A 26,194-nucleotide genomic window follows, 5' to 3' on the forward strand; every position below is an offset into this window, starting at 1 on the left:
ATTAAAAATTACAACTCTTTACTTGTTTTTTATCAATAAACCTAATTATCAGCGCAATAGATTTTTGGTATAATTTTAGTACTTTCGTTGGTAAATAGATATGCTTTGAAACATTATTATACTTTAATTTTATTGTTTGTTGTTAGTTTAGGTTTTGCTCAAAAAAAGTATTCAAAGAGTTACTTTGCTAAACCTATGGGAATACCAGTTGTTGTAGCTGGTACGTTTGGAGAATTACGAAGTAATCACTTTCACTCGGGTATTGATTTAAAAACTCAACAAAAAGAAGGTATACCTATTTTAGCTCCTGCTAACGGTTATGTATTTAGAATTAAAGTTGCTCAATATGGATTTGGAAAAGTTTTATATGTAAAACATCCTAGTGGGCATACAACTGTATTTGCACATTTACAAAGATTTGCTCCAAAGATTCAAAAGTACGTGAAGAGTATTCAGTACAAAAAGAAAAGTTACTACACAGGTAACTTATTTCCTGATGAAGAAAAATTTCCTGTAAAAAAAGGTGAAATTATTGGTTATTCAGGTGATACTGGAAGCTCTGGCGGACCTCATTTGCATTATGAAATTAGAGATTCTAAAACTGATAGAATTATTAACCCGTTACACTTTGGTTTAGAAGTAAAAGATACTCGTCATCCTATTATTGAAAAATTAATGGCATTTCCTTTAGATAGTGCTGCTAGAGTTAATAATTCTAATTTAAAATCTGTTATTCCTATTAAAAAATTAGAAAATGGAAAATATGTTTCTGAACGAATTTTAGCTAATGGAACAATTGGTTTAGGCGTAAGTACTTTTGATCGCCAAGATGGAGCCATGAATAGAAATGGAATTTATAGTTTAGAAATGCATGTTAACGGTCAACGTGTATATTATCATGATGTAGAAACTTTTTCTTTTGCTGAAAGCAAATACATCAATTTATTAATTGATTACGATCACTACGGAAAATATAAAAAGAGATTTCAAAAGACACACAGAGTTTCGAAAAACAAGTTAAGTTTATATGAAAACTTAGTAAATGAAGGACGATTAACTATAGAACCTTTTTCTAGTTATAATATTGAAATTATAGCGAAAGATTTTAATGGAAATGCATCAACATTAAGAATTCCAATAAAGGGTGTGGCTCAAAACAAAATTGAAACTCAAAAAGACACAACAAACTATAAAATTACTGCTGCCAACTTTAATAAATTTGAACAAGATGGAGTAAGTATAGCTTTTCCTAAAAAGTCTTTCTATCACGATTGTTATTTAGATTTTGAAGTAAAAGATGGAATTGCAAAAATTCATGAACCTACAATTCCTTTAGATAAAAGGTTTACGTTAACATTTAATACTTCTCACCTTACTGCTACAGAAAAGCAACAAGTTTATATTGCTAACGTAACTAAGAAGAAATACCCTAAACACGTTTCTACAAAAAAGAAAGAAAATAAAGTATATACCAATCAAAAAACTTTAGGTAGCTACACATTAAAATTTGATTCTATTAAACCAAAGATTTCATTAATCAACTTTGCAGATCAACAATGGATTACTAAGAATAAAACTTTAAAAGTTAAGATTAAAGATGAAGAATCTGGAATCAAAGATTTTCGAGGTTATATTGATAATGAATGGATTTTAATGGAGTACAATCACAAAAAAGGAATTTTAACCTACGATTTTTCCGATAAAAAATTGGTTGGTAGCAAACATATCTTTAAAATTGTAGTTTCTGATAATGTTGGGAATACTGAAACCATTTCCAAAACGTTCTATCGTAAACCATAAATCATTTTGAAAAAACTTCTATTTACCCTTTTATTTCCTGCTTTGATATTTGCACAGAAAATGTCTACAGTAAAAGGAAAAATCACAAATAAATTTAACGATCCTATTGAAGGTGTTGCTATTGCTTATTTAGGACAAGGAACAACAACTGATAAAAACGGATTTTATGAATTTCAAATTCCTGTTCGTAAAACTGTATTAGTTACATTTTCTCATGTTTCTTATAAAACTATCAGTAAAAAGTTTACAACAAGAGGAAAAAGAACGATCACCTTCTCTCCTACTTTGACTATTAAGAGTCAGGATTTAGAGGAAGTAATAGTAAAAAATAGAAAGAAAGAAGCACAAGGTATTACAGACATTAATATAAAAACAGTAGAAACGAGTATCGGACCTAATTCTGGTATTGAAAATGTTTTAATGACATTACCTGGAGTTAATAACAATAATGAGTTAAGTACTCAATATAATGTTCGAGGTGGAAATTTCGATGAGAATTTAGTATATGTTAATGGTATAGAAATATATCGCCCGTTTTTAATTCGTTCTGGCCAACAGGAAGGTTTAAGTTTTATCAATACACATTTAGTACAAAATATCAATTTCTCTGCTGGTGGTTTTCAAGCTAAATATGGTGATAAATTATCTTCTGTGTTAGACATTACTTATAGAAAGCCTCAAGAATTTCAAACTCAAATTGATTTAAGTTTATTAGGTGGAAATATTACGGTTGAAGATGTTTTCTTAAATAAGAAGTTAAGCGCTGTAATTAGTGCTAGATATAGAGACAATAGTTTATTAGTAAATTCTAAACAGATCGAAGCTGATTTCAATCCGAATTTTACGGATATTCAAACATTGGTTACTTATAGTTTAAATGATAAAGTAGATATTAATTTCTTAGGTAACTTTTCTTTAAACAACTACGATTACAAGCCTTTACGAAGAAGTACGCGTTTTGGTACTGTAGCAGATCCTATTGAATTAACTGTTTTCTATCAAGGTCAAGAAGAAGATACTTTTCAAACTTTATTCGGAGCTGTTTCTGTAGATTATCAAGTTTCAGATGATTTAAAATTAACAGGTACACTTTCTTCATTTAATACTCAAGAAGAAGAGCATTTTGATATTGCAGCTGCTTATCGTTTGGGTGAAGTAAACACTAATATTGGAGATGAGAATTTCGGAGAAGCAGAATTTACTCAAGGAATAGGTTCACAAATTAATCATGCAAGAAACGATTTAGATGCACTTATTACTAGTGCTCAAGTTCGTGGAGTTTTAAAAGACGGGAATAATGAATGGAGAGCTGGTATAAAATTTCAAACAGAAAACATTAAAGATCGTATTCGTGAATGGGAAGTTATTGATAGCGTTGGTTTTTCTGTACGTCCGCCAACAACTAACTTCATTAACGAGCAGCCTTATGTACCATTTACTGGACCTATTGAACCTTTTCAAACAGTAAGAGCAAATAATGAAGTAGATACGCAACGTTTTTCTGGATTTATTCAATTTAGTAGAAAAACAACTTGGAACGATCACGAAGTTTGGTTTAATGTTGGTGTACGCGCACAACATTGGTCTGTAAATCCAGTTGGAATTGCTTCTAAAAGTCAGACTATAGTTAGTCCGAGAGCTCAATTTGCAATAAAACCAGACTGGGAAAGTGATATGCTTTTCAGAATATCTGGTGGTTTATACGCTCAACCTCCTTTTTATAGAGAATTGAGAGATTTTAACGGACAGGTAAATCCGAATGTAAAAGCTCAAAAATCAATTCATATGGTATTGGGTAATGACTATAGTTTTACTTTATGGAACAGACCTTTTAAATTAACCACAGAACTCTATTACAAAGATTTAAGTGATGTTAATGCATATTCTATCGATAATGTTCGTATTCGTTATCGTGCTGATAATGTTACCGATGCTTTTGCTTATGGATTTGATGTTCGATTGAATGGTGAATTTGTTCCGGGAAGTGATAGCTGGGTAAGTTTAGGATTCTTAAAAACAGAAGAAAATATTCAAAACCGTGGTTATATAGCAAGACCTACAGATCAACGTATAAAATTAGGTGTATTATTCCAAGACTACGTTCCTAATTTACCTGATTTAAAAGCATATTTAAACCTTGTTTATAATACTGGTGTTCCTGGTGGAGCTCCTGCTTATGCTGATCCTTATGACTTTCAGAATAGATTACGTGATTATAGAAGAGCAGATATTGGAGTTTCTTACATTTTTGTAGATACAAATAAAAAAACTACTAATGGATTTTTGAAAAACTTTAAAGAATTAACTGCTGGTCTTGAATTATTCAACATGTTTGATATTCAGAATTCAATTACCAATACATGGGTAAGAGATGTATTTAGTAAAACACAGTTTGGAATTCCTAATTTTATGACTGGACGTGTATTGAACTTTAAGCTTAAAATGAAGTTTTAATTTTAAAATTTTACTTTTAGTTTAAATTTAAAAGACAATGGTTTCTAAGTTTAGTCCCGAAATCAATAAGATTTATTTTATTGAATCCTACACGCTCTTTCATATCATGGAAGGACAAGGAACTATTCAAGTGGATTTTAAAAACTATTTGAATTGGGATGATAAACTTATCTTTTTAGAAAAAGGACAATACATTAAATTCTCATCAGATTCTTTTACAGTTCGAAAAATAGAATTTGACAATCAGGTTTTATTCGAAAGTCAAGATGTAAGAATTCTATTTAAACACCTAATTTCTCTTGGATATATTGATTATTTAGAATGTAAAAATTGTCAAGAATACTTACAAAACACTATTTTTTCATCTCCAAAAGATATTATTGATATCTCCATCAATCAGTGGTACTGGCAAAATCCTTTTAATGCTGACAAAAAAGAATATCAAGTTATTTTTGATGTAAAGGAAGTTATCGATCAAGAATTTAAAAATCATCTTTCCGTAAGCGAACTCGTTCAAAAAATAAGTAAGAATAATCAGAATATAAATTATTTATTAAAGAATAAAATTGGGGTTACTGTAAAAAAACTACAAACTAAGAAACGTCTAATCGAAGACCAAAAACTGATTGCTTTTACAGATAGTTCAATTAAGGAAATTGCTTACGAACAAGGTTATAAAGACGTTGCTTACTTCAATAAAAACTTCAAGAAAAATACAGGAATCACTCCAAGTGAATTTCGAGATGAAATAGGATATCAGTTAGATGATCATTTCGAAAATGATTTATTTAAACTCATACAAGAATTTCACACTTCAGAAAAAAAACTCTCTTTTTATGCAGATCAAATGCATATTTCTGAAAAGACATTAGCTAAAAAAGTTCGTCAGAATTTAAATGCTTCTATGGGACAATTAATTCGTCAAGAAATCATTCGAACTTCAAAAGAATTACTTTTACAAGGCGATAAAATTAAAAACATTGCTTACTTCTTAGGCTTTGAAGAAGCCAATCATTTTTCTTCATTTTTTAAACTTCATACCAAACTTACACCAACCGACTTTTTAAAAAAGTACAATAGGTAGCTCCTTTTTTGTACCTCTTTCCTCCTACTTCTGATTGATCTTTGTACCAGAATAACAACGCATTTAAAATTATTTAAAATGAACATTAAAGATCAAGTACAACGTATAGATGAAATGGTATCTCAAGGAGATATTGTAAACGCAGTAAAAACTTTTTTCGCAGATAATGCTGCAACTTCAGATTATTCAAATTCAACTACGAACACAAAATCGCAAATGGTTGAAAAAATGGAAGGCTTTTTAGGAGCAATTGCTAATGTAAATGGTATTACACATCATAATTCTATTATTGATGGTAACAGCTCTGCATCTGAATTCACTTTTGATTTTGATATGAAAGACGGATCAAAAATCTACTGGCATGAAATCATTCAAAGAGAATGGAATGCTGAAGGACAAGTGATACGCGAAGCATATTTTAACGCTAACTAAAAGTAAATACTATGAAATTTGTTACTAAAAGAATTCACGCATTTTTAGATTATCCTGTAGCAATAGCACTAATTGCATTGCCTTTCTTTTTAGAACTAGGAAAAACAAACCCTTTAGCACTTTGGATTTCAGTAATTACAGGTATAGCTGCTTTTATTTTAACTGTTCTTACCGATCATCACTTAGGCATTATTAGAGTATTGTCGTACAAACTTCACTTAGCTGTAGATTTTTTAGTCGGACTAACATTTGTACTCGTTCCATTTCTTTTTTCTTTTGAAGGAATCGATGCCTTCTATTATTGGATTAACGGAGCTACTGTTTTACTAGTTGTAAGCGCACACAAACCTCAAACAAACATTTAATAACTCAAATCACAAATTAAAAATTATAACATTATGAAAATTTTAAAATCATTAACAATCGCTGGATTATTTCTTTTAAGTATTTCAGCATTTAGTCAAGACAAAAAAGCTAATAATATCGACAATAGTAATATCGCTTTGCAAGGTTATAGTCCGGTTTCTTACTTAGATTTAAACTTAGCACAAAGAGGAAATAAAAATTACAAATCTACTCACGAAGGTGTTGTGTATTATTTCACGTCAACTCAACAAAAAACTACTTTTGATAAGAATCCTGCGAAGTACCTTCCACAGTACGGGGGATATTGTGCTTTTGGTACTTATGCAGGAGCTAAGTTTAGAGTAGACCCAAATAAGTTTCTAGTGTACAACGGTAAATATTATTTGTTCCTTAACAATGTAGAACTAGACGCTAAACAATTATGGTTAAAAGAAAACGATGATAAGAAACTTGTGAAAGTTGCCAACAAAAATTGGAAAAAGTTAAAGAGTACTTATAACTAAGACGATACTTCTTTATTTTTAAATTGAAAACCTTATTCATACTATTTGAATAAGGTTTTTCCTTATTTTATCAAGTTAATTTTTGTTCAAATAATGCGAGAATATTAAAAGTTTAAGTAACTGGTTTTACATATATTTATTAGCTCAACCATACAACAAACCACCAAATAATGAAATTAACCCAATTCTTCTTTGTATCTGCTATACTAGTGTTACTAACCGGATGTAAAGAATCAATCGTAAAAGAAATGAAACTTGATGAAAATTGGACGTTCAAAAAGGCTAACGATACCTTATGGAAAAACGCTACAGTTCCAGGAACAGTTCATACAGATTTACTTGCCAACAAAGACATTGAAAATCCTTTTTATCGATTAAACGAACACGATGTACAATGGATCGATAAAAGTGATTGGGAATATAAAACGAGTTTCGAAATTTCTAAGGAAGATTTTTCTAAAGAAAATATTGAGCTAGAATTCTTAGGAATTGACACCTATTCTAAAGTATTTCTAAACGATCAAGAAATTATGACTTCTGATAATATGTTCAGAAGATATACCATTAATTGTAAACCTTATCTAAAGGAAGGTAAAAACGAATTACGTGTAATATTAGAATCTCCAATAAAAAAAGGAATTGAAAAATATGATGCTATCGATTATGAAATTACAGTTTCTGATAACGATTTAGCAAAGATTGGGAAAGTTGAAGGAGAGAAAAAAGTAAGTATATTTTCTAGAAAAGCTGGATATCATTTCGGTTGGGATTGGGGACCAAGATTAGTTTCTTCAGGAATCTGGAGATCTGTGATTTTAAGAAGTTGGGATAACTTTAAAGTTGACGATGTATTTATTCGTCAAAAAAACATAGGAGAAACAGCAAAACTTTCAGCAGAAATAGAAATTAATAGTTCAAAAGAAATTGAAAAAAGTGTTTTTGAGATTTTTGTAAACGACACGTTAGTGAAAACAGAAGAAAAACCTTTAGTAATAAACAAGAATACATTTACCATTCCATTTGAAATTAAGAATCCGAAACTTTGGTGGCCAAATGGTATGGGAGAACAGCATTTATATGACGTAAAAGTTAAAGTAAGTCATAAAAATCATTCAGATGCTAAATCACATCAAATCGGTTTACGAACTATAAAATTAATTCGTGAAAAAGATAGTATTGGAAGCTCTTTTTACTTCACTGTAAACGGGAAACCTACTTTTATGAAAGGTGCAAATTATATTCCGCAGGATATCTTTTTACCTCGAGTAAAACAATCAAACTACGAGCATATTTTGAATTCAGCAAAAGACGCTAATATGAATATGATTCGTGTTTGGGGAGGTGGTGTTTATGAAAGCAAAGCCTTTTACGATTTATGTGATCAAAAAGGATTATTAGTTTGGCAAGATTTTATGTTTGCCTGTGCAATGTATCCTGGTGACGACGATTTTCTTGAAAGTGTAAAACAAGAAGCTATTGATAATATTAAAAGATTACGTAACCATACTTCTATTGCTTTATGGTGTGGAAATAATGAAGTTTTATCAGCTTGGGAACGTTGGGGTTGGAAACAACAAGTAACTAAAGAACAATCTGAAAAAGCAGCAAATACTATATGGAAAGCTTATACAGATATTTTTCATAAAGTTTTACCAGAAGCTGTAAAAGGTTACGATTCAGATAGAGAATATTGGGCTTCTTCGCCAAGTAGTGAATTAGGAGTTCCTGAATCTCATACCGATGGAGACGCACATTATTGGGGCGTTTGGTGGGGAAAAGAACCATTTGAAAATTATAATATTAAGATTCCAAGATTTATGTCGGAATTCGGTTTTCAATCTTTTCCAGAATTGGCTACTGTAAATAAATATACTATTCCAGAAGATCATGATATTTTTTCAGAAGTAATGAAATCGCATCAGCGTTCTAGTATTGGAAACGGTACTATTGAAGAATATATGTTAAGACATTATAAAAAGCCTAAAGATTTTGCTAGCTTTTTACATGTGAGTCATTTATTACAAGCTTACGGAATTACAACTGGAATTGAAGCACATCGAAAAAATAGATACCGTTGTATGGGATCGTTATATTGGCAAATTAACGATTGTTGGCCAGTTGCTTCTTGGTCTAGTATTGATTATTACGGAAAATGGAAAGCTTTACATTATGGTGTGAAAAAGTCTTTTAAAAAAACGATTGTTAGTTTCGATAAAAAAGAAAATGGAGTAAACGTTTTTATCGCTACTGATGATTTAGCAAATCAAAAAGGTGAATTAAAGGTAGACTTATTAAGTTTTGATGGACAAGTTATCACATCTTGGAATGAAAGTATCGAAATAGAAGCTAATGCTTCTAAAAGTTATCTTTCTATTTCAAAAGAAAAATTAGAAGAATTCTCATCACAATGGAAAACAGCTTACTTAAGTGCTTCATTAAAAGTTGGTAAAACTACTGTTGCTAAAAAACAACATTATTTAGTTCCTTTTAAAACTTTAACATTACCTCAACCAGAAATTACTTTTGATGTTTCTGAAAATGAAACTGAATATATTGTTAGTTTTAAAACTAAAAAATTAGCCATCGGTGTTTTTGCATCTGGAAACTTTGATGAAAATTTCTCGGACAATTATTTTACCATGGAACCAAATACAGAGAAAACAATTACTATTCAAAAAGGTAACTTCAAAACTTTAGCAGACTTCAAAAAAGAATTAAAAGTCTCTAGTTTAGTAGATACGTACAATCCTGAAATTTCAAATTAAATAAAGATCGTTTTAATTAAGTATCGAGTTCTATCGATTCTGCAGGGAGTGATAAATAATTATCACTCCTTTTTCTTTTAAAAATCCTCAAAAATCATTCTTATTCTCTACTTTAGTTCTCTATAATTAAACTAGAATTCTTTCTATTTGTTAAGACTAAATGATTACTTCAAACTCCATTTTATTTACCATAATTTGTGTTTTTGCTTTTCAAGCCATCATTTTAGGCATTCTTATTTTAAAGAAACAACCTAAAATTTTAGCTAATAAATTCTTAGCAATGTTAATCTTCTTTTATGCTATTATGGCTATAAACATAGTCTTAGTTAATGTATTAAAAGACTTTAACTTAATGCATATTTTCAGATATGTACAGTTAGAATTACTCTACGGAATGGGACCTGCATTGTATTTTTATACGTTAAGTGTTACCAAGCCGTCTTTCAAGTTTACCAAGAAAAATTTTATTCATTTTGTTCCTCTAGTTTTAGAGTTTCTATTTTATAGAACACCTTTTTACAGAAACGGAGCTGACGGTTTATACATTGAACCAATGCCAAATATTACTTATGTGTATTTGACACAACAATGGATCGGAATATTATCTAATTTGATTTATAGTATTGTATCTCTTCGAATTCTTTATCGACATGAAAAGCTTTTAAAACAATACTATTCTAAAATAGATCAACGATCATATAGTTGGTTAAAAATTCCCATTTTAGTTTATGCTTCGTATCATATATTCTGGAATATTATTACTGAAATAGATCGATTTGTTTTCGATAGAAGTTTACGAGAATATTACTTTTTACCAAGTTTTGTTATACTTGCTTTGTGCTGCACATGGATTGGCTTTAAAGGATACTTAAACAATCAAAAAACTTCTTCTTTTAATGTTAATGAACTAAACAAAACTTCAGCAAAGAATACATTTAAAAAAGATACCGAGTTTTTAGAAAAGTTGGAATTGCTTATGCGCAATCAGAAACCGTATTTAAACTCAGATTTGAATTTAAGTAAGTTGGGAGAATTACTAGACATGAAACCTAAACAGGTTTCTTTAAAAATAAATCAAAATTGCTCAAAGAACTTTTACGATTTAATCAATTCATACAGAGTTAAAGAATTTCAAGAACGAATACATATTTCTAATCTTGAAAAACTTTCTGTTTTAGGTTTAGCTTATGAATGCGGATTCAATTCTAAGTCAACTTTTAATAGTGTTTTCAAAAAAACAACACAATTAACACCTAGTCAATACATTAAAAAATCAAAAAACTAGTCCTAATAGAAGCATTCGGACGACTCATACACTTTTCACACTTAATTTTGCGGAATAAAATTATACAAAACACTACATGAAATTTAAATACTATTTCGTTTTATTATTACTACAAGTTTTACAAATACAAGGACAAGATAAATTCAGTAAACAAGATCTTTATGAAGATTTAGCCTACTTAAAAAAAGCTCTTATTGAATCGCAATATGATATTTATGAAACAGTATCTCAACAAGCTTTCGAAAAAGGATTTCATCATATTAAAAGTAAAATCTCAAAAGATTCATACAACCTTTTAGAAGCGACAAAAATACTACAACAATTATCAGTACTTGTTAATAACGGACATACTAATATTGATTTTCCTGGCTCAGAATATATGAAGTATGCGAATTCTGAAAATGCAACCTTATTTCCGTTAGAAATTGCTTTTGAAGGAAATAAACCATTAATCAGAAAAAACTGGTCTAACAATACTGATATAAAACCCGGTGATGAAATTTTGAGTATCAATGATCGCTCTATAAATCAGATTTTAGATCAAATTTATCCTCAAGTTTCAGGAGAACGCAGATTGATGAAAAACACCAAAATTGAAATGTACAGTTTACCAAGGTATTATTGGCAAATTTTTGGAAAGATAGATACCTTCAATATTAGAGTTAAACAAAACGGAAAAGAAAAAAAGTACACTATTAAAGCAGTTCCACTTATGGAAGGTTTTGAAAACGTAAGAACAAGAGTTTTAAATGCTGAAATGACTTTAAAATTCTATGATGAAATTGCGTATTTAAATCCTGGAAGTTTCGATGGAGATTTAGAGAAATTCAAATTATTTATAAAAGAATCATTTGCTAAAATTCTGAATAATAAAAGTAACAAATTGATTATTGACTTAAGAAATAATTCTGGTGGCGATAATGTTTTTAGTGATTATATGGTTTCTTACATTGCTGATAAACCTTTTACATGGAACAGTTCATTTACATTAAGAACTAGTAAACTTTTAAAAGAAACTGGGTTAACAAAGAAAAACTCAAGTAATTATTGGAAATCAATTTTTAGTCATACCGATGGAGAACGTTATACTTACACTTTTGACAAAACACTACCTCAACCCAAAAATCTTACATTTAAAGGAGATGTTTATGTATTAGTCAACAGACAATCACACTCTCAAGCAACAGTAACTGCAGCGCAAATTCAAGATTATAATTTTGGAAAAATCGTAGGAGAAGAAACTGCTGAATATCCTTCTTTAATAGCTTCAGTATTTTATTTTAATCTACCAAAAACAGGAATAAAAGTACAAGTATCTAAAGGAAAAATGATTCGTGTAAATGGCAGTGAAAAACCAGAAGGTGTAATACCTGACATTGTAATTAAAGATTATCTTTTAGATGAAGAAGATGAAATATTAAAAGAGCTTTTACAAAGACTACAACTCTAAAAATTGCCTTTGTATACAATTGAATAATTTTTCTTTGTTGATAAACCATATCGAAAATGAAGTAAAATCTTTGTTTTCGATATTATTTTTTGATTGTAAAATAGAACGTAGAACCCAAATCTGGTTTAGATTCAACCCATACTCTACCTTCATACATATCAACGATTTTTTTCACTGTAGATAACCCCATTCCTGCAGATTGATAATCGTTTTCCAACCTATAAAATGCCATAAAAACATTATTTATATAAGCTTCTTCGATTCCGTTTCCGTTATCTTTTACATAAAACTCCCAAAAATGTTCTTCTTCTTTACATCCTATTTCTACAGTTTTTAGTTCTTTATCATTAAACTTAATAGCATTGTCTATTAAATTGATAAAAAGTTGAGAAATACTATGTGCTTCTCCTTTAATTTCAGGCAATTCATTAACAATTTTTATACGGATACTTTTACATAAATTGAGTTCTTCAATGGTATCATCTAATAAACTATGAATACTTAAATCTGTTTGTTTTTTCGCTTGAACTTTAATTGATGAATAATTTCTAATTGCACCTACTAAAACATCGATTCGTTCTACATTTTCACTTATCATTTTTAATTTGGCTAATCCATCATCTTGAATTTCATTACCATAATCTTCAGCAAGCATATGAACTAAAGTTTCTATATTTCGAAGTGGAGAAACTAAATCATGAGAAACCATGTGAGCGTACTCGTTTAATTCTTCATTTTGCTTTTCTAAACTGACCAGTAATTTATCTTTTAGCTGATTAATTTTCAGAATCTCTTTTGTTTGATGATCGATAAAATCAACTAATTTTAATGTTGAAGTATTTTCTAAGGAATCGTCTTTTTCTAATTCATACACTTTAAGTGTGTTAATTACGTTCCTAAGCTTAGAAATTATTTCTCTTTGTTTATCGGTTTCTTTTCTCAATTTTTCACTAGCCTCAGAAAGCTCTTCTGAACTTATCATGGTAGCTCTTTGAAGCATAGAAAACTGATTGTCTGAATTTGTATAAGACTTATTTACAGCATCTAAAAAAGCTTCTAGTTCTGGACTATTCTGTAAATTCTCTGGTAAATATTTTCTAATCTGCCTTTTTAAAAGAGAATTCATTCTTTATTCACTTATTAAAGTTATGGTCATGGTTTGGTTATGTAACTGACATTTTTTCTCACCGTTAAAAGGAGCTATTTCTCCGTAAGAATACATTCCGCATATCGTAGCATCTTTTCCTATGGTTTCCATTACTTCTTCTATTTCTTCTTCTACTCTTTGGTCTAATACTAACTTTCTACCAATACAACTTACTAAAATTGCTAACTCTGCCTCTTTTTCTCTGTCTTTATTTGCGTATACTGCAGCCGATTCTGATGCATTTACAATGTTGTCCACATGAGTCATCATTAACTGAACTTGTTCTCCTTCTAGAATATTTCCAGCAAGAATCATAGATTGCTCATCTTCATTAATATTTAAAATAGTTCTAACAATAGAATAATTCTCGTTGTCTGACTTTACTTTTAAAGGATATAATAAAGCGGCTCCTGGTAATTCCTTTGCTTTTTCACCTAAGTAATTTTTATATAAATCTAATGCAGGTTTTCCATCTAACTCATATAAGATATTATCTTCAGATTTTGTTACAATTCGTTCCGGTCCGAAAGGAGTCCAACCACCATTAATTGCACAAGAAACTTCTAATGAATCGCCGTACAATCCGATAGCTACAACTTCTCCTACTTTAGGATTTTCATTATACGAAGCTATTGTTTTTTCAAACTTAGCAGCATCTCCACATAAAGCACCGGTGATTAGAATTTCATTCTCAGCAGCTTCATTCATTCCTTGAGTTAAATGACTTCCGTTTACAAAACTTCCTTCAGAAACTACAAATACATGTTTTAAACCTTCTTTAGAAAAAGCACTTACTAATTCTTTTCCTGTATCAAAACTATTCGCTTTTTCACCAGAATCTAAAATATTTAAACGCTTTACTTCGTATCTACTTTTCTCAAATTCTATTGCTGTAATGGTTATACTATCGTTATCAACTTTTTCATCAGTAATATCTCCAGAAGTTGATCCAAATACAATATGTCCATCACTAAAAAGGCCTTTAACCTCTTCATAAATATTTTCATCTTCAAGTAACTCCCTTTTTCCAAAAACTAAAACTAAAGGGGACTTTAATGTAATTTTTTCATTTAAATATTTCCAATCAGAATTTTGGGTTCTTTGTAGTTGTAAAGTTTTCATATCATTTAATAAGAAATATAATAAACATTAAATTCACTGGAATTTTTTGTTTGGTTGAATCTAAGCTTTTCTCTAAAAGTAGTGCATATTATGAAAACTTGAGCCAGCTCAATATGACAAAGCACATATTTTTAGACCAAATGCATGTAAGTGTAGACGAACAGTAAGTATACATTGTGTTTTTAATACAAAAACACAGATGAAAGGAGGTTTAATTTAAGTCGGCACTTTATGCACTGTCTAATTATAAAATTAGACTTCATTTACTCTTTAAATATAAGTTTTTGTTTTTAATTTTTCTAATGATGGACGTAAGAAAATTAAATTTTCAGTGAAATAACTGTTTGTTTTTTTAGTTTATTATTGAAATGAAAACAGTAAAATTTGATTATGATTAAAAAAACTACGCTACTTTGTTTCTTCTTCATTTTATGCAATCAAATTGGAAACAGTCAAGGAACTACCTCTTATTACATTGAAAATAAAAGTTCTTTTTTAGATATACGTTTAGGTACAGCTGTAAGTGAAATTTCTAAAGATCGTATTGAAGATTTTCCTTTTACACTTAAAGATGAAAATAAAAAACTATACTATTTTTTAGATACTAAAAAACAACGAGTTGCTATTATTCACTCAATTTTAAAAGATCAAGAAATTGTAAGTTGTATTGAACTTGCTACAACCAACTTCTCTACTGAACACGGATTTAATATAGGAACTACTTTTGAAGATATTATTAAAAAGTTTTCTCCGCATGAATTCAAAATACGTAACAACAATACTTATGGAGTTATCATTCGTATTGACAAACTAAACTATATTTTAGATTTCCCTAGCGACAACGATACTGTTTCCATTGATGAAATACCTTTAACATCTATGGTAATCTCTGTACGAATTCAATAAAAAAACTCCTTTTAATTACTTAAAAGGAGTTTCAATTTATGTAAGAATGATTTTATTCAATAATCATTTTTTTAGTATCAATCTTATGACCATTTACATACAGTGTGTAAAAGTAAATTCCTGTTGGTAGTGAACTGCTATTAAAATATAACTCCTGCTCCCCTTTCTCTTTTAACATTACAGTATCAATTACTTGTCCAGATGTATTACTAAATACAATCGCTGACTTATCAAAATGATGAGGAACGTAATATTTTATAGACGTTGTACCATTAAAAGGGTTTGGAATGTTTTGATATAAAATTGGTTTGTTGATTTTATTTGTAACTCCACCAACACTTAATGTACCACTACATGCACATTTTTCAATCTCTTCGACACGAGAAATCAAATTATTGATTTGTGATTGTTGTGACGATAAAATTGGAGCTAAATCAACATCTACAGAAGCTCCATTTTCAATCGCTATCGTTAATGTTGTACCTGATAAAGTAGCTGAAGTTAAATCTTGTTGATCAGAATTTACAAAAGAAGATAAATCTATTGTTTTTGTGCTTCCTGAAATTGATAATTCATTTCCAGATAAAGATAACTCTTGATTATCTGTTCCTGTACCGTCTTGTAAGTTGGCTAAATCAACTGTATTTCCGTTTGCAATACTTAATGTTGTTCCAGATAAAGATAACTCTTGATTATCTGTATTATCTAAATAACTCGATAAATCAACTGTTTTTGAATTTCCTGAAATGCTTAAAATGTTACTTGTTAAATCTAATTCTTGTGCATCAGTATTATCTAGAAACTTTGCTAAATCTACTGAAGTAGCATCGTTGCTTAAGCTTAATGTGTTTCCTGAAATCGTTAAATCTTGATTATCTGTGTTATCTAAATAATTTGATAAATCAACAGTTTTTGAGTTTCCTGAAATACTTAAAGTATTGCTTGTTAAATCTAATTCTTGTGCATCAGTATTATCTAAAAACTTGGCTAAATCTACTGAAGTAGCATCGTTACTTAAACTTAATGTATTTCCTGAAATTGTTAAGTCTTGATTGTCTGTATTATCTAAATAGTTTGATAAATCAACAGTTTTTGAGTTCCCTGAAATGCTTAATGTATTACTTGTTAAATCTAATTCTTGTGAATCGGTATTATCTAGAAACTTCGCTAAATCCACTGAAGTTGCATCATTACTTAAGTTCAAAGTATTTCCAGATAAAGTTAAATCTTGGCTATCTGTGTTATCAAGATATTTATTTAAATCAACTGTTTTTGAGTTTCCTGAAATACTTAAAGTATTGCTTGTTAAATCTAATTCTTGTGCATCAGTATTATCTAAAAACTTGGCTAAATCTACTGAAGTAGCATCGTTACTTAAGCTTAATGTGTTTCCTGAAATCGTTAAATCTTGATTATCTGTGTTATCTAAATAATTTGATAAATCAACAGTTTTTGAGTTTCCTGAAATACTTAAAGTATTGCTTGTTAAATCTAACTCTTGCGAATCGGTATTATCTAAAAACTTTGCTAAATCTACTGAAGTAGCATCGTTACTTAAACTTAATGTATTTCCTGAAATTGTTAAGTCTTGATTGTCTGTATTATCTAAATAGTTTGATAAATCAACAGTTTTTGAGTTCCCTGAAATGCTTAATGTATTACTTGTTAAATCTAATTCTTGTGAATCGGTATTATCTAGAAACTTCGCTAAATCCACTGAAGTTGCATCATTACTTAAGTTCAAAGTATTTCCAGATAAAGTTAAATCTTGGCTATCTGTGTTATCAAGATATTTATTTAAATCAACTGTTTTTGAATTTCCTGAAATACTTAATGTATTGCTTGATAAATCTAATTCCTGTGCATCAGTATTATCTAGAAACTTTGCTAAATCTACTGAAGTAGCATCGTTACTTAAGCTTAATGTGTTTCCTGAAATCGTTAAATCTTGATTATCTGTGTTATCTAAATAATTTGATAAATCAATAGTTTTTGAATTTCCAGAAATACTTAATGTGTTACTTGTTAAATCTAACTCTTGCGAATCGGTATTATCTAAAAACTTTGCCAAATCTACTGAAGTTGCATCGTTACTTAAACTTAATGTATTTCCTGAAATTGTTAAGTCTTGATTGTCTGTATTATCTAAATAGTTTGATAAATCAACAGTTTTTGAGTTCCCTGAAATGCTTAATGTATTACTTGTTAAATCTAATTCTTGTGAATCGGTATTATCTAGAAACTTCGCTAAATCCACTGAAGTTGCATCATTACTTAAGTTCAAAGTATTTCCAGATAAAATTAAATCTTGGCTATCTGTGTTATCAAGATATTTATTTAAATTAACTGTTTTTGAATTTCCTGAAATACTTAATGTATTGCTTGATAAATCTAATTCCTGTTCATCAGTGTTGTCCAAATATGAAGCTAGATTTACTTTTGATGAATTTCCAGAAATACTTAAAACATTATTCAATATTGAAATTCCTTGAGCATCGGTGTTGTCTAAAAACTTCGCTAAATCTACTGAAGTCGCATCATTAGTTAAACTCAATGTATTTCCTGAAATTGTTAAATCTTGATTATCTGTGTTATCTAAAAACTTCGCTAAATCTACTGAAGTTCCATCATTACTTAAGCTTAATGTGTTTCCTGAAATTGTTAAATCCTGATTGTCTGTATTATCCAAATAACTTGCTAAATCAACAGTTTTGACAGCTTCACCATCACTTTCTAATGACAATTCTATTTTATTATCTGTAATTTGAAATGTATCAACTTTTTGATCATCTGTATTAGATGAAGTTGTACTTACCCAAGCTGTTCCATTCCAAACAAAAAGTGCATTTACATCAGTATCATACACTTGTAAACCAGCATCTGTAGTTGTTAATGCATTTCCACTAGCCGCAGTAGTTTCCATAGCTGTTCTTTGTAATGTAGTAACTCTATTGACTAAAAATCCTTTGTCTGTATCTGCTAATTCTAAAGATGCATTTTGATTTGCGGCAACTGTACCAATACCAACACTTACTCTATTTGTTGTTGTGTTTCCTCCTAAAGCCATTGTATTTTTTTGAGTAACATTAACACTATGACCTAAAGCTATCGAGTATGGTTGATTTACTTTACTAAATGCTCCAATAACTATGGCTCCGTTATTGTTTCCTCTTGACTCTGCATCATGACCAATAACAACTTTTTCATTTCCATCAACCAAAACGGAAGTCCCCATAAATACGTTACGTTGGTTTCTATTGTTACCTCCAGTACTTAAAAAATTTGCATTCCAACCTATACCTACATTATCAGACCCTAATCTATTATTTCCTCCAGCTACAGCTCCAACATATGTATTTCTGTTAGAATCGTTGGTTCCTCTTACTCTATTATTGTCGTAACCAGCTCCATAACCTACAAAAGTATTTCCATGAGAATTAGTACTGTTTGCACCTGCATCGTAACCTAAAAAAGTATTCGCATTACCAATAACATTATCTTGACCAGAACCTGCACCTAAAAAAGTATTTCCAACACCAGTTGTATTATCATAACCACTTGAATTTCCTTGAGAAGATAGACTATAGTTAATATCTATATTCTGAAGAGCTAAATCAATTGAACTAGAAGATTCACCTCCGACAAATGTATTTCCCCAAGATGTTGTATTATTATATCCTGAATATCTGCCTATAAACACATTATTTGAACCAGTGGTTGTGTTTCTTCCTGAATCTTCCCCCATAAACACATTACGATCTCCTGTAGTTAATTCTTCTCCTGCTTCTTCTCCTATTATTGTGTTATCACTACCTGAAACCAAATTCAATCCAGATTTATGTCCTATAATTACATTATCACTTGCTGAATTATATCTAGCAACAAAATTTCCTACATAAATATTATCAGAACTGTTTGTTGTTTGATCTGCAGTAAAAACACCTAGTACAATATTGTCTGTATCACTACTATTAAAATTAGCACCTGCCATACCTCCTATAAGGATGTTATATAAGCTTGATGTTAATGATGAACCTGCTCCTGGTCCTAAAATTAAATTCCAATCTCCTGTAGAAATCTGTGACCCTGGAGCATAAAATATGTTATTATCGTAAGGAGCAGGAGTATTTGTTCCTGTATTTTCATTTGGGCTTATACTTGCTCCATTAACTTGATTATTTGTTTGTGCTTGGATATTACTCACTATAAATAAGAGTAATAACAAACTAAATTTTAATTGTTTTTTCATAATAGGGATAGTATTATATGTTGTAAGAAACTAAAATCCGCTACCTGGTACTTCAGGGCTAGATGCTTGTGCTTTCTTAGGGTTTAATATTAAATAGGTTCCTAAAGCTGTTATTGCTGTATATTTTCCGTAATTTCCTATTTTTTGTAACGCTTCTTTTCTTGTGATTTCTTCTTTATGCTCGGTTTGTTTTAATTTCTTCATTTTATTCTGAATTAAATCCATCATTACGAGGTGTGATAACAACGAAATAATCTTTTTATTTCTTTCAAAAACATTATTTCTGTTACTAAATCTACAGATTGCTTCTCCCGAAACATAGGGATCGCAATGACCTTAAATTATTACTTTTCAAGTACTACTTTCTTATTAATTTTCTTTCCTTCTATTTCTACTTGAACTATATAAATTCCTGTTTCAACTGAAGTTGGTTGAAAACGTATATTTAGATTTCCTTTAATATTCGTTTTGAAAACTTCGCTCCCTAAAACCGAAAACATTTTAACTGAAACCTTTTCTGTAGATGTAATTCCTGAAATAGTAATTTCTTGTTTACCTGACTTAAAAATATTGATGCTTTCAATAGTTAAAGTTTCTTCTGAAATATCTAATGTTTTTGATTTTAGATGTATATAAAAACGTCCTATTCCTGAAATTTCTGAAGTAGTTTTTAATGTATATGAATTTGTGTTGTCTAACTTGATAAACTCACCTGTTTCAGTATCTTCTAGATATACTTCTGAACTTTCTGGAAAAGCTTCTAATTGAATTGAAATTTCAATTTCTTTATTAGCATCAGATTTTATTCCTAAAGGAATTCTGATTTCCTCTTCATTTGAATATGGCAACGATTGAATTGTAAAATCTTTCTGCGTTGAATTTTCCACTAAACGTGTAAAAATATCGAAGTTTGTTCCACCGAAATTTCCAATATCAAAACCTGCATCTAAACCTTTTGTAGCAGAATTCATCAACTTAATATTTGTATCTACAACTATGTTATCTTGAGATGCTACAACTTTAATTGTTGGTACATTTTGCTGTCTTGAAAAAGTTTGAACTCCTGTAGCATCAGTTAATCTCTGGTTTTCTTTAAAATCTAAAGCAGAAACACCTACGTTCGTTTTAATAAAGAAACCTTGTCCGACTGTTAATGAAAGGTTCGGATCTGATAAAGATTTTGCTACATATTTATTTTGAGCATTATCCCAAATATAAACGGCAACATTTACAGGGTCGAACTTATCTAAATTCTCTTGTATAAAGTTTATGTTTGCATTATTATTCACTGGTAAATACGCTGTATATGGATTTCCAACTGCATTCCATTGATCTTCATTTACAGGAATTACCACATCATTTGTTTCTAATGTTCCTGTAAACATTACTGAACCATCTGTTACTCTTGATACAATGTAACTTCTACCTTGTTCAAACGTAAGTGTATTCGTTACAATATCATCTGCAGTATAATAGGTCCATTTTGATCCTGCTGGTTTGCTATCATCATAATAACCAACAGCATAACGATTCGGAGTTACAGTGGTATTTTCACGAATATCATTTGCTGGATTTTCAATAAACTCTTTAATACTTTGACCTGAAACTGGAACAGTAACTAAACTCCATTTATTCGCTAATAAACCAGAACGTTCAAAATTTACTATTCCGTTGGTTTCTCCTTTTACGACTAAAGTTCCACTAGTATTTGTTGCTGAATTTATTTCAATAACTCCTTCAGTTTCTAAATCACCATTTACAACAACTCCTCCGTTTTCTAAAATTTCTAAACCTGCTGAAGTTCTAATCGTTAAATCATTCATTTCTGCAATTACTCCATTGTCAATTACAGGTTGATTTGTTACATCTTGAATCAACACATCGTTTGTAGTTGATGGCACATTATTTTCTTCCCAATTATCAGCATCTGTCCAAGTAATATCAGTATCTCCAGACCACACTACTGTATTTTCGCAATCACTTCCTGCATCTGTGATTGTCCAATTATATGGTGAACTTTCTAAAATTGCCTTTGCATCAGTTGCTAAACATAACTTACTATCTCCTGCATGAAAAGTGACATTAATTGGTACTTGAGTTTCTCCATTATCCAAAGTAGACCAACCTTCTAAAATGGCATCGTAGTTTTCATTTGATAATGTAACTCCCTTAAACATATCTGTCATGTTCAATGCGCTGGAAATGTCCCAATTACTTAAGTCTTGATCAAAAGCTTTGGCATTTTCGAACATACTACTAAAACTCTCAATACTACTTACATTCCAACTACTTAAATCTTGATTAAACACTTCTGCTCCAATAAACATCAGTGATAAACTATTCGTGTTTTCAAATTTCCATTTATCTAAAGGTTGATTAAACTTAGTCGTGTTTGCAAACATATATCCGACGAAAATAGCCTTACGAACATCCCAATTATTAATATTACTATTAAAAGCAGTGCCTCTAAACAAATATCCCATAACTTCAACATTACTAACATCCCAGTCTCCAATTCGTCCTCCTAAATCTTCAAAATTAACAGAATGACTAAACAATAAATTCATGTTTGTAACACTTGTCAAGTCAGGTGTATCATTAGCTTTAAGAACTAGGTTATTACAATTATTAAAAGCTCTTGCTAAACTCATCCAACGAATACTTCCCCATTGATCTATTGATAATAAATTATCGTTGTTTGGTGAATCATTAATAAAGAATGACGTTAAATCTCCTGTTACTTTAACTTGATAATCACCTGATGTTAAATAAGTATGAGAAATAGTTCCAGTAACTCCTGTTTCTAAAGTTCCATCTCCCCAATCGATATTATAAGTTCTACCGTTGGTAACTCCTGGATAAATAATCTCTTCATTTTCACTTGTTGTTCTCCAAGTAGTAATAAATGCATCTTGACTTTTACATTGTTGCCCTGCATCTGTAAAATTCCATCCATTACTTGCTAAAAAATCTCGTTCAGTTCCTGAAACGCAATAATTAATTCCATTTGCTCCTAAATTAATGTTCTGTGGAATAGTTTCATCTCCTTGAATTGTAGCCCAACCAATAATTGTTTTATCATAATTTGAAGTAGAAAATGCTGTTCCACTTAACATGTTATTGGCACTATTCATATTACTAATATCCCAATCACTTAAATTTTCATTAAACAAAGTTGCTCCTTGAAAAGTACTTGTAAAATTCTCTATAGAACTTACATTCCAGTTCTTCATTTGTCCACCATTATCAACTAATTTTTTACAATCTTTAAAAGCTTCGAACATGTTTGTTACATTCGATAAATTAGGAGTATCAGTGGCATTTATAACAATATTTCCTGCACCTTCAAAAGCTCTATCAAATGAAAGCCATTTTCCAGTTCCCCATTGTTCTACAGAAAGCATCTTATTTCCTATGTTAATGAAATTATTAGTATATAATCTTGAAAAAGCTCCCGATATTTTTACTGTATATATACCTGGAGTTGCATAAGTATGAGAAGAATTACCTCCTCGATCTGTTTCTACTACTCCATCTCCCCATTCAATCGTATAATAAGAACCACTTCCGGAAGTACGAATTTGTATACTCTCATTAGTTCCTGTTGTTTCCCAAGTAGTAATAAATTTTGTTTCTTCAGCACAAGATTGTCCGCCATCAGTAAAAGCCCAAGAATGCGCTGTTGCTAATTGATTTCTAGCATAAGCTCCGTTACAATATTGTAATGATGTAGAATTGAAATCCATTCCAGTAGGAATTTTTGTTTCTCCAGCATCTAAACCTGCCCAACCAAATAAGGTTTCATCATAGTTAGCAACACTCATCCCTGAATTGTCTAGCATTTTATTGATAAAACGCATTTCACTGATATCCCAATCTGCTAAACTTTGATTGAAAGCAGTGGCATTTTCAAACATTAACTCAAATAAATCAACTTTACTTACGTCCCAATTAGAAAGATCTTGATTAAAACTAGTTGCATTTCTAAAAACTGCAGATGCTGTTTTTAAATTATTGAACGTCCAATTTCCTACAGGTTGATTAAACACTGCATTATCTGCAAACATAAAATCTATGGCTTCTGCCATTTGCATATTCCATCCGCTGATATCTCTATTGAAAGCTGTACCTTGAAAAGCAAAAGAAAAACTTTCAATTGTACTTACATCCCAATCTTTTAATTTGTCTTTAGCATCTGTAAAAGCTGTAACATTTTGAAAAATCGCTCCGATTGAAGTTGCTTGGGATAAATCTGGAATATCATCAGCATTTAATTCTAAATTAGAACATCCGTAGAAAGCAAAATCTAGATTAAACCACTTTTGTATTCCCCATTGATCGATAGAGATTAACTTCTCTTTTCCATCACGATTAAAAAAGTACATCTGTGGAAAATCTTCATAAATTTTTACAGTATACGTTCCTGCAGTTGCATAAGTATGTGTAGTATCACCTGTAAATCCAGATTCAATTGTTCCATCTCCCCAATCTACGGTGTAATTGTAAGTTGCTCCTCCAAAAGTGTAAATAGGAATAGACAAATCTCCTGCTTCTACTTTCCATGTAGTAATAAACTTTTCTTCTTCTATTCCTTCAAATATATCACCTTCAAAAGTCCAAGTGTATGTATTTTTTAATGTTTCTCTGTACTCAGGATTTCCATAACCAACTTCTAAAGCTCCAAATCTAATATTGGTAGGAATTTGAGTTTCTCCAGCATCTAATCTTGCAAAACCTTGTAGTGTTTTATCGTAGTTTTCTACGGATAAAGCAGTAGCATCTAACATTCCAATAAAAGCAGTTCCACTAGAAATATCCCAAGAACTTAAATCTTGATTGAACTCAAATGCTCCTCTGAAGGTATAAATGAAATCATATACTTTACTTACATCCCAATTATTTAAAGGTGAGTTAAATTTACCTGCACCAAGAAACATAGCAGACATATCTATTGTACCAGTAACATTTTCACCAATATTCCAATTATTTAAGTTTTCATTGAATACTGATGCACTTGAAAACATGTTATTAAAATCTGTTACTTTACCAACATTCCAATTTCCAATATTAGCACTTGTTAATTTATTTGCACTGAAAAACATTCTAGACATGTTAGTTACATTGCTCGTATTCCATCCTGAAAAGTCTATAGTTCCAGCATTTCCGAGATTAAAACACTCAAAAAACATTGATGACATATCTGTAACATTAGAAAGGTATGGAATGTCTGTTGCGAAAACATCTAAATTTCTACATCCATCAAATGCTGATTTAAAAGTTTGCCATTCCATATTTCCCCATTGATCAACTGATTCAATTTGTAGTGCCATTTTAGACAAATTTGATAAAGATCTAATTGCTGGAAAAATTCCAAAAATTTTAATTTGATAAGTTCCTTGAGTTGTGTAAGTATGCGTAGCATTACCATTGTAATTACTAACGATATTTCCATCTCCCCAATCTACTGTATAGTGATAATAATGAGAATCGTCGGTTGGTATTGTTACTTTCCTTCGATCTATTCCTGAAAGTCCATCTGCATTAGTTTTCCAAGTAGTAATAAACTTATCTTCTTCTCGACAAGAATGTATATCTCCTGTAAAAGACCAATTGTAATCGTTTATTAATTTCAACCTTCCTTCTAAATCACAATATTTCATTGAAGATGAATTTGCTATTTCTATATTTAAAGGAATAGCTGTTTCACCTGCACTTAAAGTCGACCAACCTAAAATGGTAGCATCATAATCTGCTACATTAAGTTTTGATCCAAAAAATATTTGTGATATTTCAGTTACGTTACTGATGTCCCAAGAACTTAAATCTTGACTAAATGATTCTGCTAAAAGAAATACTTGTCCGATTTCTTTAACCAAACTCATATTCCAATTATTTAATGGTTGATTAAAGTTTATTGCTTCTCTAAAAACAGCATTTGCGTACTCTAAACTTGTCGTCGTCCAATTATTTAAAGGTTGATTATAATTAGAAGCTCCTTCAAAAAGAGAATCCATGAAACGAACATTACTTACGTTCCAATTATTAATATTTTCATTAAAACCTGAAGATTTAAAAACTCCAGTAAGATTTTCAACATTTTCGATATCCCAGTTTCCAATTCGATCTTTTAAATCTTCCAGATTTGTGGTTCCTTCAAACATAAAAGACATGTTTGTTACTAAACTTAAATCAGGGGTATCTGTAGCATTGATAACTAATTTTGAACAACCTGCAAATGCATTTTCCATGGTTGTCCATTTGTTATTTCCCCATTTTTCGATAGATACTATTTTATCTTTATCCCCAGATTTATTGAAATACATTGCTGGAAAGTAAGATTCATTAAAGAAATCTCCAGGAACTAAATTTATTTCAACAGTATGAATTCCTGGATTATCGAATGTTAATGTTGTATTTCCTCTACTGGTTACAAATCGAGGTAATTCTCCAGCTCCTTTTGTATATGATACTTGATAATTATAGGTTTCTCCAGCTTTAGTAGGAATAACAAAAGTTTCATTGGCTTTTGTAGTTTCTACTTTAAAAATAAATTGCGCATTTGAAACTTTAATAAAGAGAAAAAGAGATAGTAATAAGAGGTAATTTTTTTTCATTTTGATGAGGTATAGAG

Annotated in this window: 15 protein-coding genes; 10 read left to right on the plus strand and 5 right to left on the minus strand. The window is 30.2% G+C overall.

Annotation, left to right across the window (positions count from 1 at the left end):
* Positions 1-105: 105 nt before the first annotated feature.
* The 9 genes from Q1A15_RS17295 (at position 106) to Q1A15_RS17335 (ending at position 12,139) form a co-directional block, all read left to right on the plus strand.
* Complete coding sequence (locus Q1A15_RS17295; RefSeq protein WP_299627015.1) at positions 106-1,800, plus strand: M23 family metallopeptidase; 1,695 nt, start codon at positions 106-108, stop codon at positions 1,798-1,800.
* A 6-nt stretch (positions 1,801-1,806) separates the two neighbouring features.
* Positions 1,807-4,254 carry a carboxypeptidase-like regulatory domain-containing protein gene (locus Q1A15_RS17300; RefSeq protein WP_299627018.1) on the plus strand — a complete coding sequence of 816 codons (2,448 nt, stop codon included), beginning with the start codon at positions 1,807-1,809 and terminating at the stop codon, positions 4,252-4,254.
* A 37-nt stretch (positions 4,255-4,291) separates the two neighbouring features.
* Positions 4,292-5,338 carry an AraC family transcriptional regulator gene (locus Q1A15_RS17305; RefSeq protein ID WP_299627021.1) on the plus strand — a complete coding sequence of 349 codons (1,047 nt, stop codon included), beginning with the start codon at positions 4,292-4,294 and terminating at the stop codon, positions 5,336-5,338.
* A 78-nt stretch (positions 5,339-5,416) separates the two neighbouring features.
* Positions 5,417-5,770, plus strand: a complete 354-nt coding sequence (locus Q1A15_RS17310) for a hypothetical protein (RefSeq protein WP_299627024.1) — start codon at positions 5,417-5,419, stop codon at positions 5,768-5,770.
* A gap of 11 nt (positions 5,771-5,781) precedes the next feature.
* A complete protein-coding gene (locus tag Q1A15_RS17315) occupies positions 5,782-6,135 on the plus strand; it encodes a hypothetical protein (protein WP_299627027.1) in 354 nt (117 codons plus the stop codon).
* A 33-nt stretch (positions 6,136-6,168) separates the two neighbouring features.
* Positions 6,169-6,639: a YHS domain-containing (seleno)protein gene (locus Q1A15_RS17320; RefSeq protein ID WP_299627030.1), complete on the plus strand. Its 471-nt coding sequence runs from the start codon at positions 6,169-6,171 to the stop codon at positions 6,637-6,639.
* Positions 6,640-6,809: 170 nt separating this feature from the next.
* Positions 6,810-9,404 (plus strand): glycoside hydrolase family 2 protein, encoded by a 2,595-nt coding sequence (locus Q1A15_RS17325; RefSeq protein ID WP_299627033.1) that lies wholly within the window; start codon positions 6,810-6,812, stop codon positions 9,402-9,404.
* 160 nt (positions 9,405-9,564) lie between these two features.
* Positions 9,565-10,689: a helix-turn-helix domain-containing protein gene (locus Q1A15_RS17330; protein WP_299627036.1), complete on the plus strand. Its 1,125-nt coding sequence runs from the start codon at positions 9,565-9,567 to the stop codon at positions 10,687-10,689.
* 76 nt (positions 10,690-10,765) lie between these two features.
* On the plus strand, positions 10,766-12,139 hold the full coding sequence (locus Q1A15_RS17335) for a S41 family peptidase (RefSeq protein WP_299627039.1): 1,374 nt from the start codon (positions 10,766-10,768) through the stop codon (positions 12,137-12,139).
* Positions 12,140-12,221: 82 nt separating this feature from the next.
* Here the strand turns inward: Q1A15_RS17335 and Q1A15_RS17340 are convergent, their stop codons facing one another.
* Positions 12,222-13,265, minus strand: coding sequence for an ATP-binding protein (locus tag Q1A15_RS17340; RefSeq protein ID WP_299627042.1), 1,044 nt, complete (start codon positions 13,263-13,265; stop codon positions 12,222-12,224).
* A 3-nt stretch (positions 13,266-13,268) separates the two neighbouring features.
* The gene (locus Q1A15_RS17345; protein ID WP_299627045.1) at positions 13,269-14,408 is read right to left on the minus strand and encodes an FIST N-terminal domain-containing protein; all 1,140 of its coding nucleotides are present in this window, start codon (positions 14,406-14,408) and stop codon (positions 13,269-13,271) included.
* A 390-nt stretch (positions 14,409-14,798) separates the two neighbouring features.
* On the opposite strand from Q1A15_RS17345, the gene Q1A15_RS17350 reads away from it, so the two are divergent.
* Positions 14,799-15,314 carry a hypothetical protein gene (locus Q1A15_RS17350; RefSeq protein WP_299627048.1) on the plus strand — a complete coding sequence of 172 codons (516 nt, stop codon included), beginning with the start codon at positions 14,799-14,801 and terminating at the stop codon, positions 15,312-15,314.
* 52 nt (positions 15,315-15,366) lie between these two features.
* Here the strand turns inward: Q1A15_RS17350 and Q1A15_RS17355 are convergent, their stop codons facing one another.
* The 3 genes from Q1A15_RS17355 to Q1A15_RS17365 form a co-directional block, all read right to left on the minus strand.
* A complete protein-coding gene (locus Q1A15_RS17355; protein WP_299627051.1) occupies positions 15,367-19,563 on the minus strand; it encodes a T9SS type A sorting domain-containing protein in 4,197 nt (1,398 codons plus the stop codon).
* A gap of 30 nt (positions 19,564-19,593) precedes the next feature.
* Entirely contained in the window at positions 19,594-19,767 is a 174-nt protein-coding gene (locus tag Q1A15_RS17360; RefSeq protein ID WP_299627054.1) for a hypothetical protein, read from the minus strand.
* A gap of 140 nt (positions 19,768-19,907) precedes the next feature.
* Positions 19,908-26,177 carry a BspA family leucine-rich repeat surface protein gene (locus tag Q1A15_RS17365; RefSeq protein WP_299627056.1) on the minus strand — a complete coding sequence of 2,090 codons (6,270 nt, stop codon included), beginning with the start codon at positions 26,175-26,177 and terminating at the stop codon, positions 19,908-19,910.
* Positions 26,178-26,194: the final 17 nt, after the last annotated feature.

This window comes from uncultured Tenacibaculum sp. (assembly GCF_947495995.1).
GTDB lineage: Bacteria > Bacteroidota > Bacteroidia > Flavobacteriales > Flavobacteriaceae > Polaribacter.

Bases quoted from the DNA above. Each gene is read 5' to 3' on its own strand.
- Q1A15_RS17305 (WP_299627021.1), top strand. From the start codon at position 4,292: ATGGTTTCTAAGTTTAGTCCCGAAATCAATAAGATTTATTTTATTGAA.
- Q1A15_RS17310 (WP_299627024.1), top strand. From the start codon at position 5,417: ATGAACATTAAAGATCAAGTACAACGTATAGATGAAATGGTATCTCAA.
- Q1A15_RS17315 (WP_299627027.1), top strand. From the start codon at position 5,782: ATGAAATTTGTTACTAAAAGAATTCACGCATTTTTAGATTATCCTGTA.
- Q1A15_RS17320 (WP_299627030.1), top strand. From the start codon at position 6,169: ATGAAAATTTTAAAATCATTAACAATCGCTGGATTATTTCTTTTAAGT.
- Q1A15_RS17325 (WP_299627033.1), top strand. From the start codon at position 6,810: ATGAAATTAACCCAATTCTTCTTTGTATCTGCTATACTAGTGTTACTA.
- Q1A15_RS17330 (WP_299627036.1), top strand. From the start codon at position 9,565: ATGATTACTTCAAACTCCATTTTATTTACCATAATTTGTGTTTTTGCT.
- Q1A15_RS17335 (WP_299627039.1), top strand. From the start codon at position 10,766: ATGAAATTTAAATACTATTTCGTTTTATTATTACTACAAGTTTTACAA.
- Q1A15_RS17340 (WP_299627042.1), bottom strand. From the start codon at position 13,265: ATGAATTCTCTTTTAAAAAGGCAGATTAGAAAATATTTACCAGAGAAT.
- Q1A15_RS17345 (WP_299627045.1), bottom strand. From the start codon at position 14,408: ATGAAAACTTTACAACTACAAAGAACCCAAAATTCTGATTGGAAATAT.
- Q1A15_RS17350 (WP_299627048.1), top strand. From the start codon at position 14,799: ATGATTAAAAAAACTACGCTACTTTGTTTCTTCTTCATTTTATGCAAT.
- Q1A15_RS17355 (WP_299627051.1), bottom strand. From the start codon at position 19,563: ATGAAAAAACAATTAAAATTTAGTTTGTTATTACTCTTATTTATAGTG.
- Q1A15_RS17360 (WP_299627054.1), bottom strand. From the start codon at position 19,767: ATGAAGAAATTAAAACAAACCGAGCATAAAGAAGAAATCACAAGAAAA.
- Q1A15_RS17365 (WP_299627056.1), bottom strand. From the start codon at position 26,177: ATGAAAAAAAATTACCTCTTATTACTATCTCTTTTTCTCTTTATTAAA.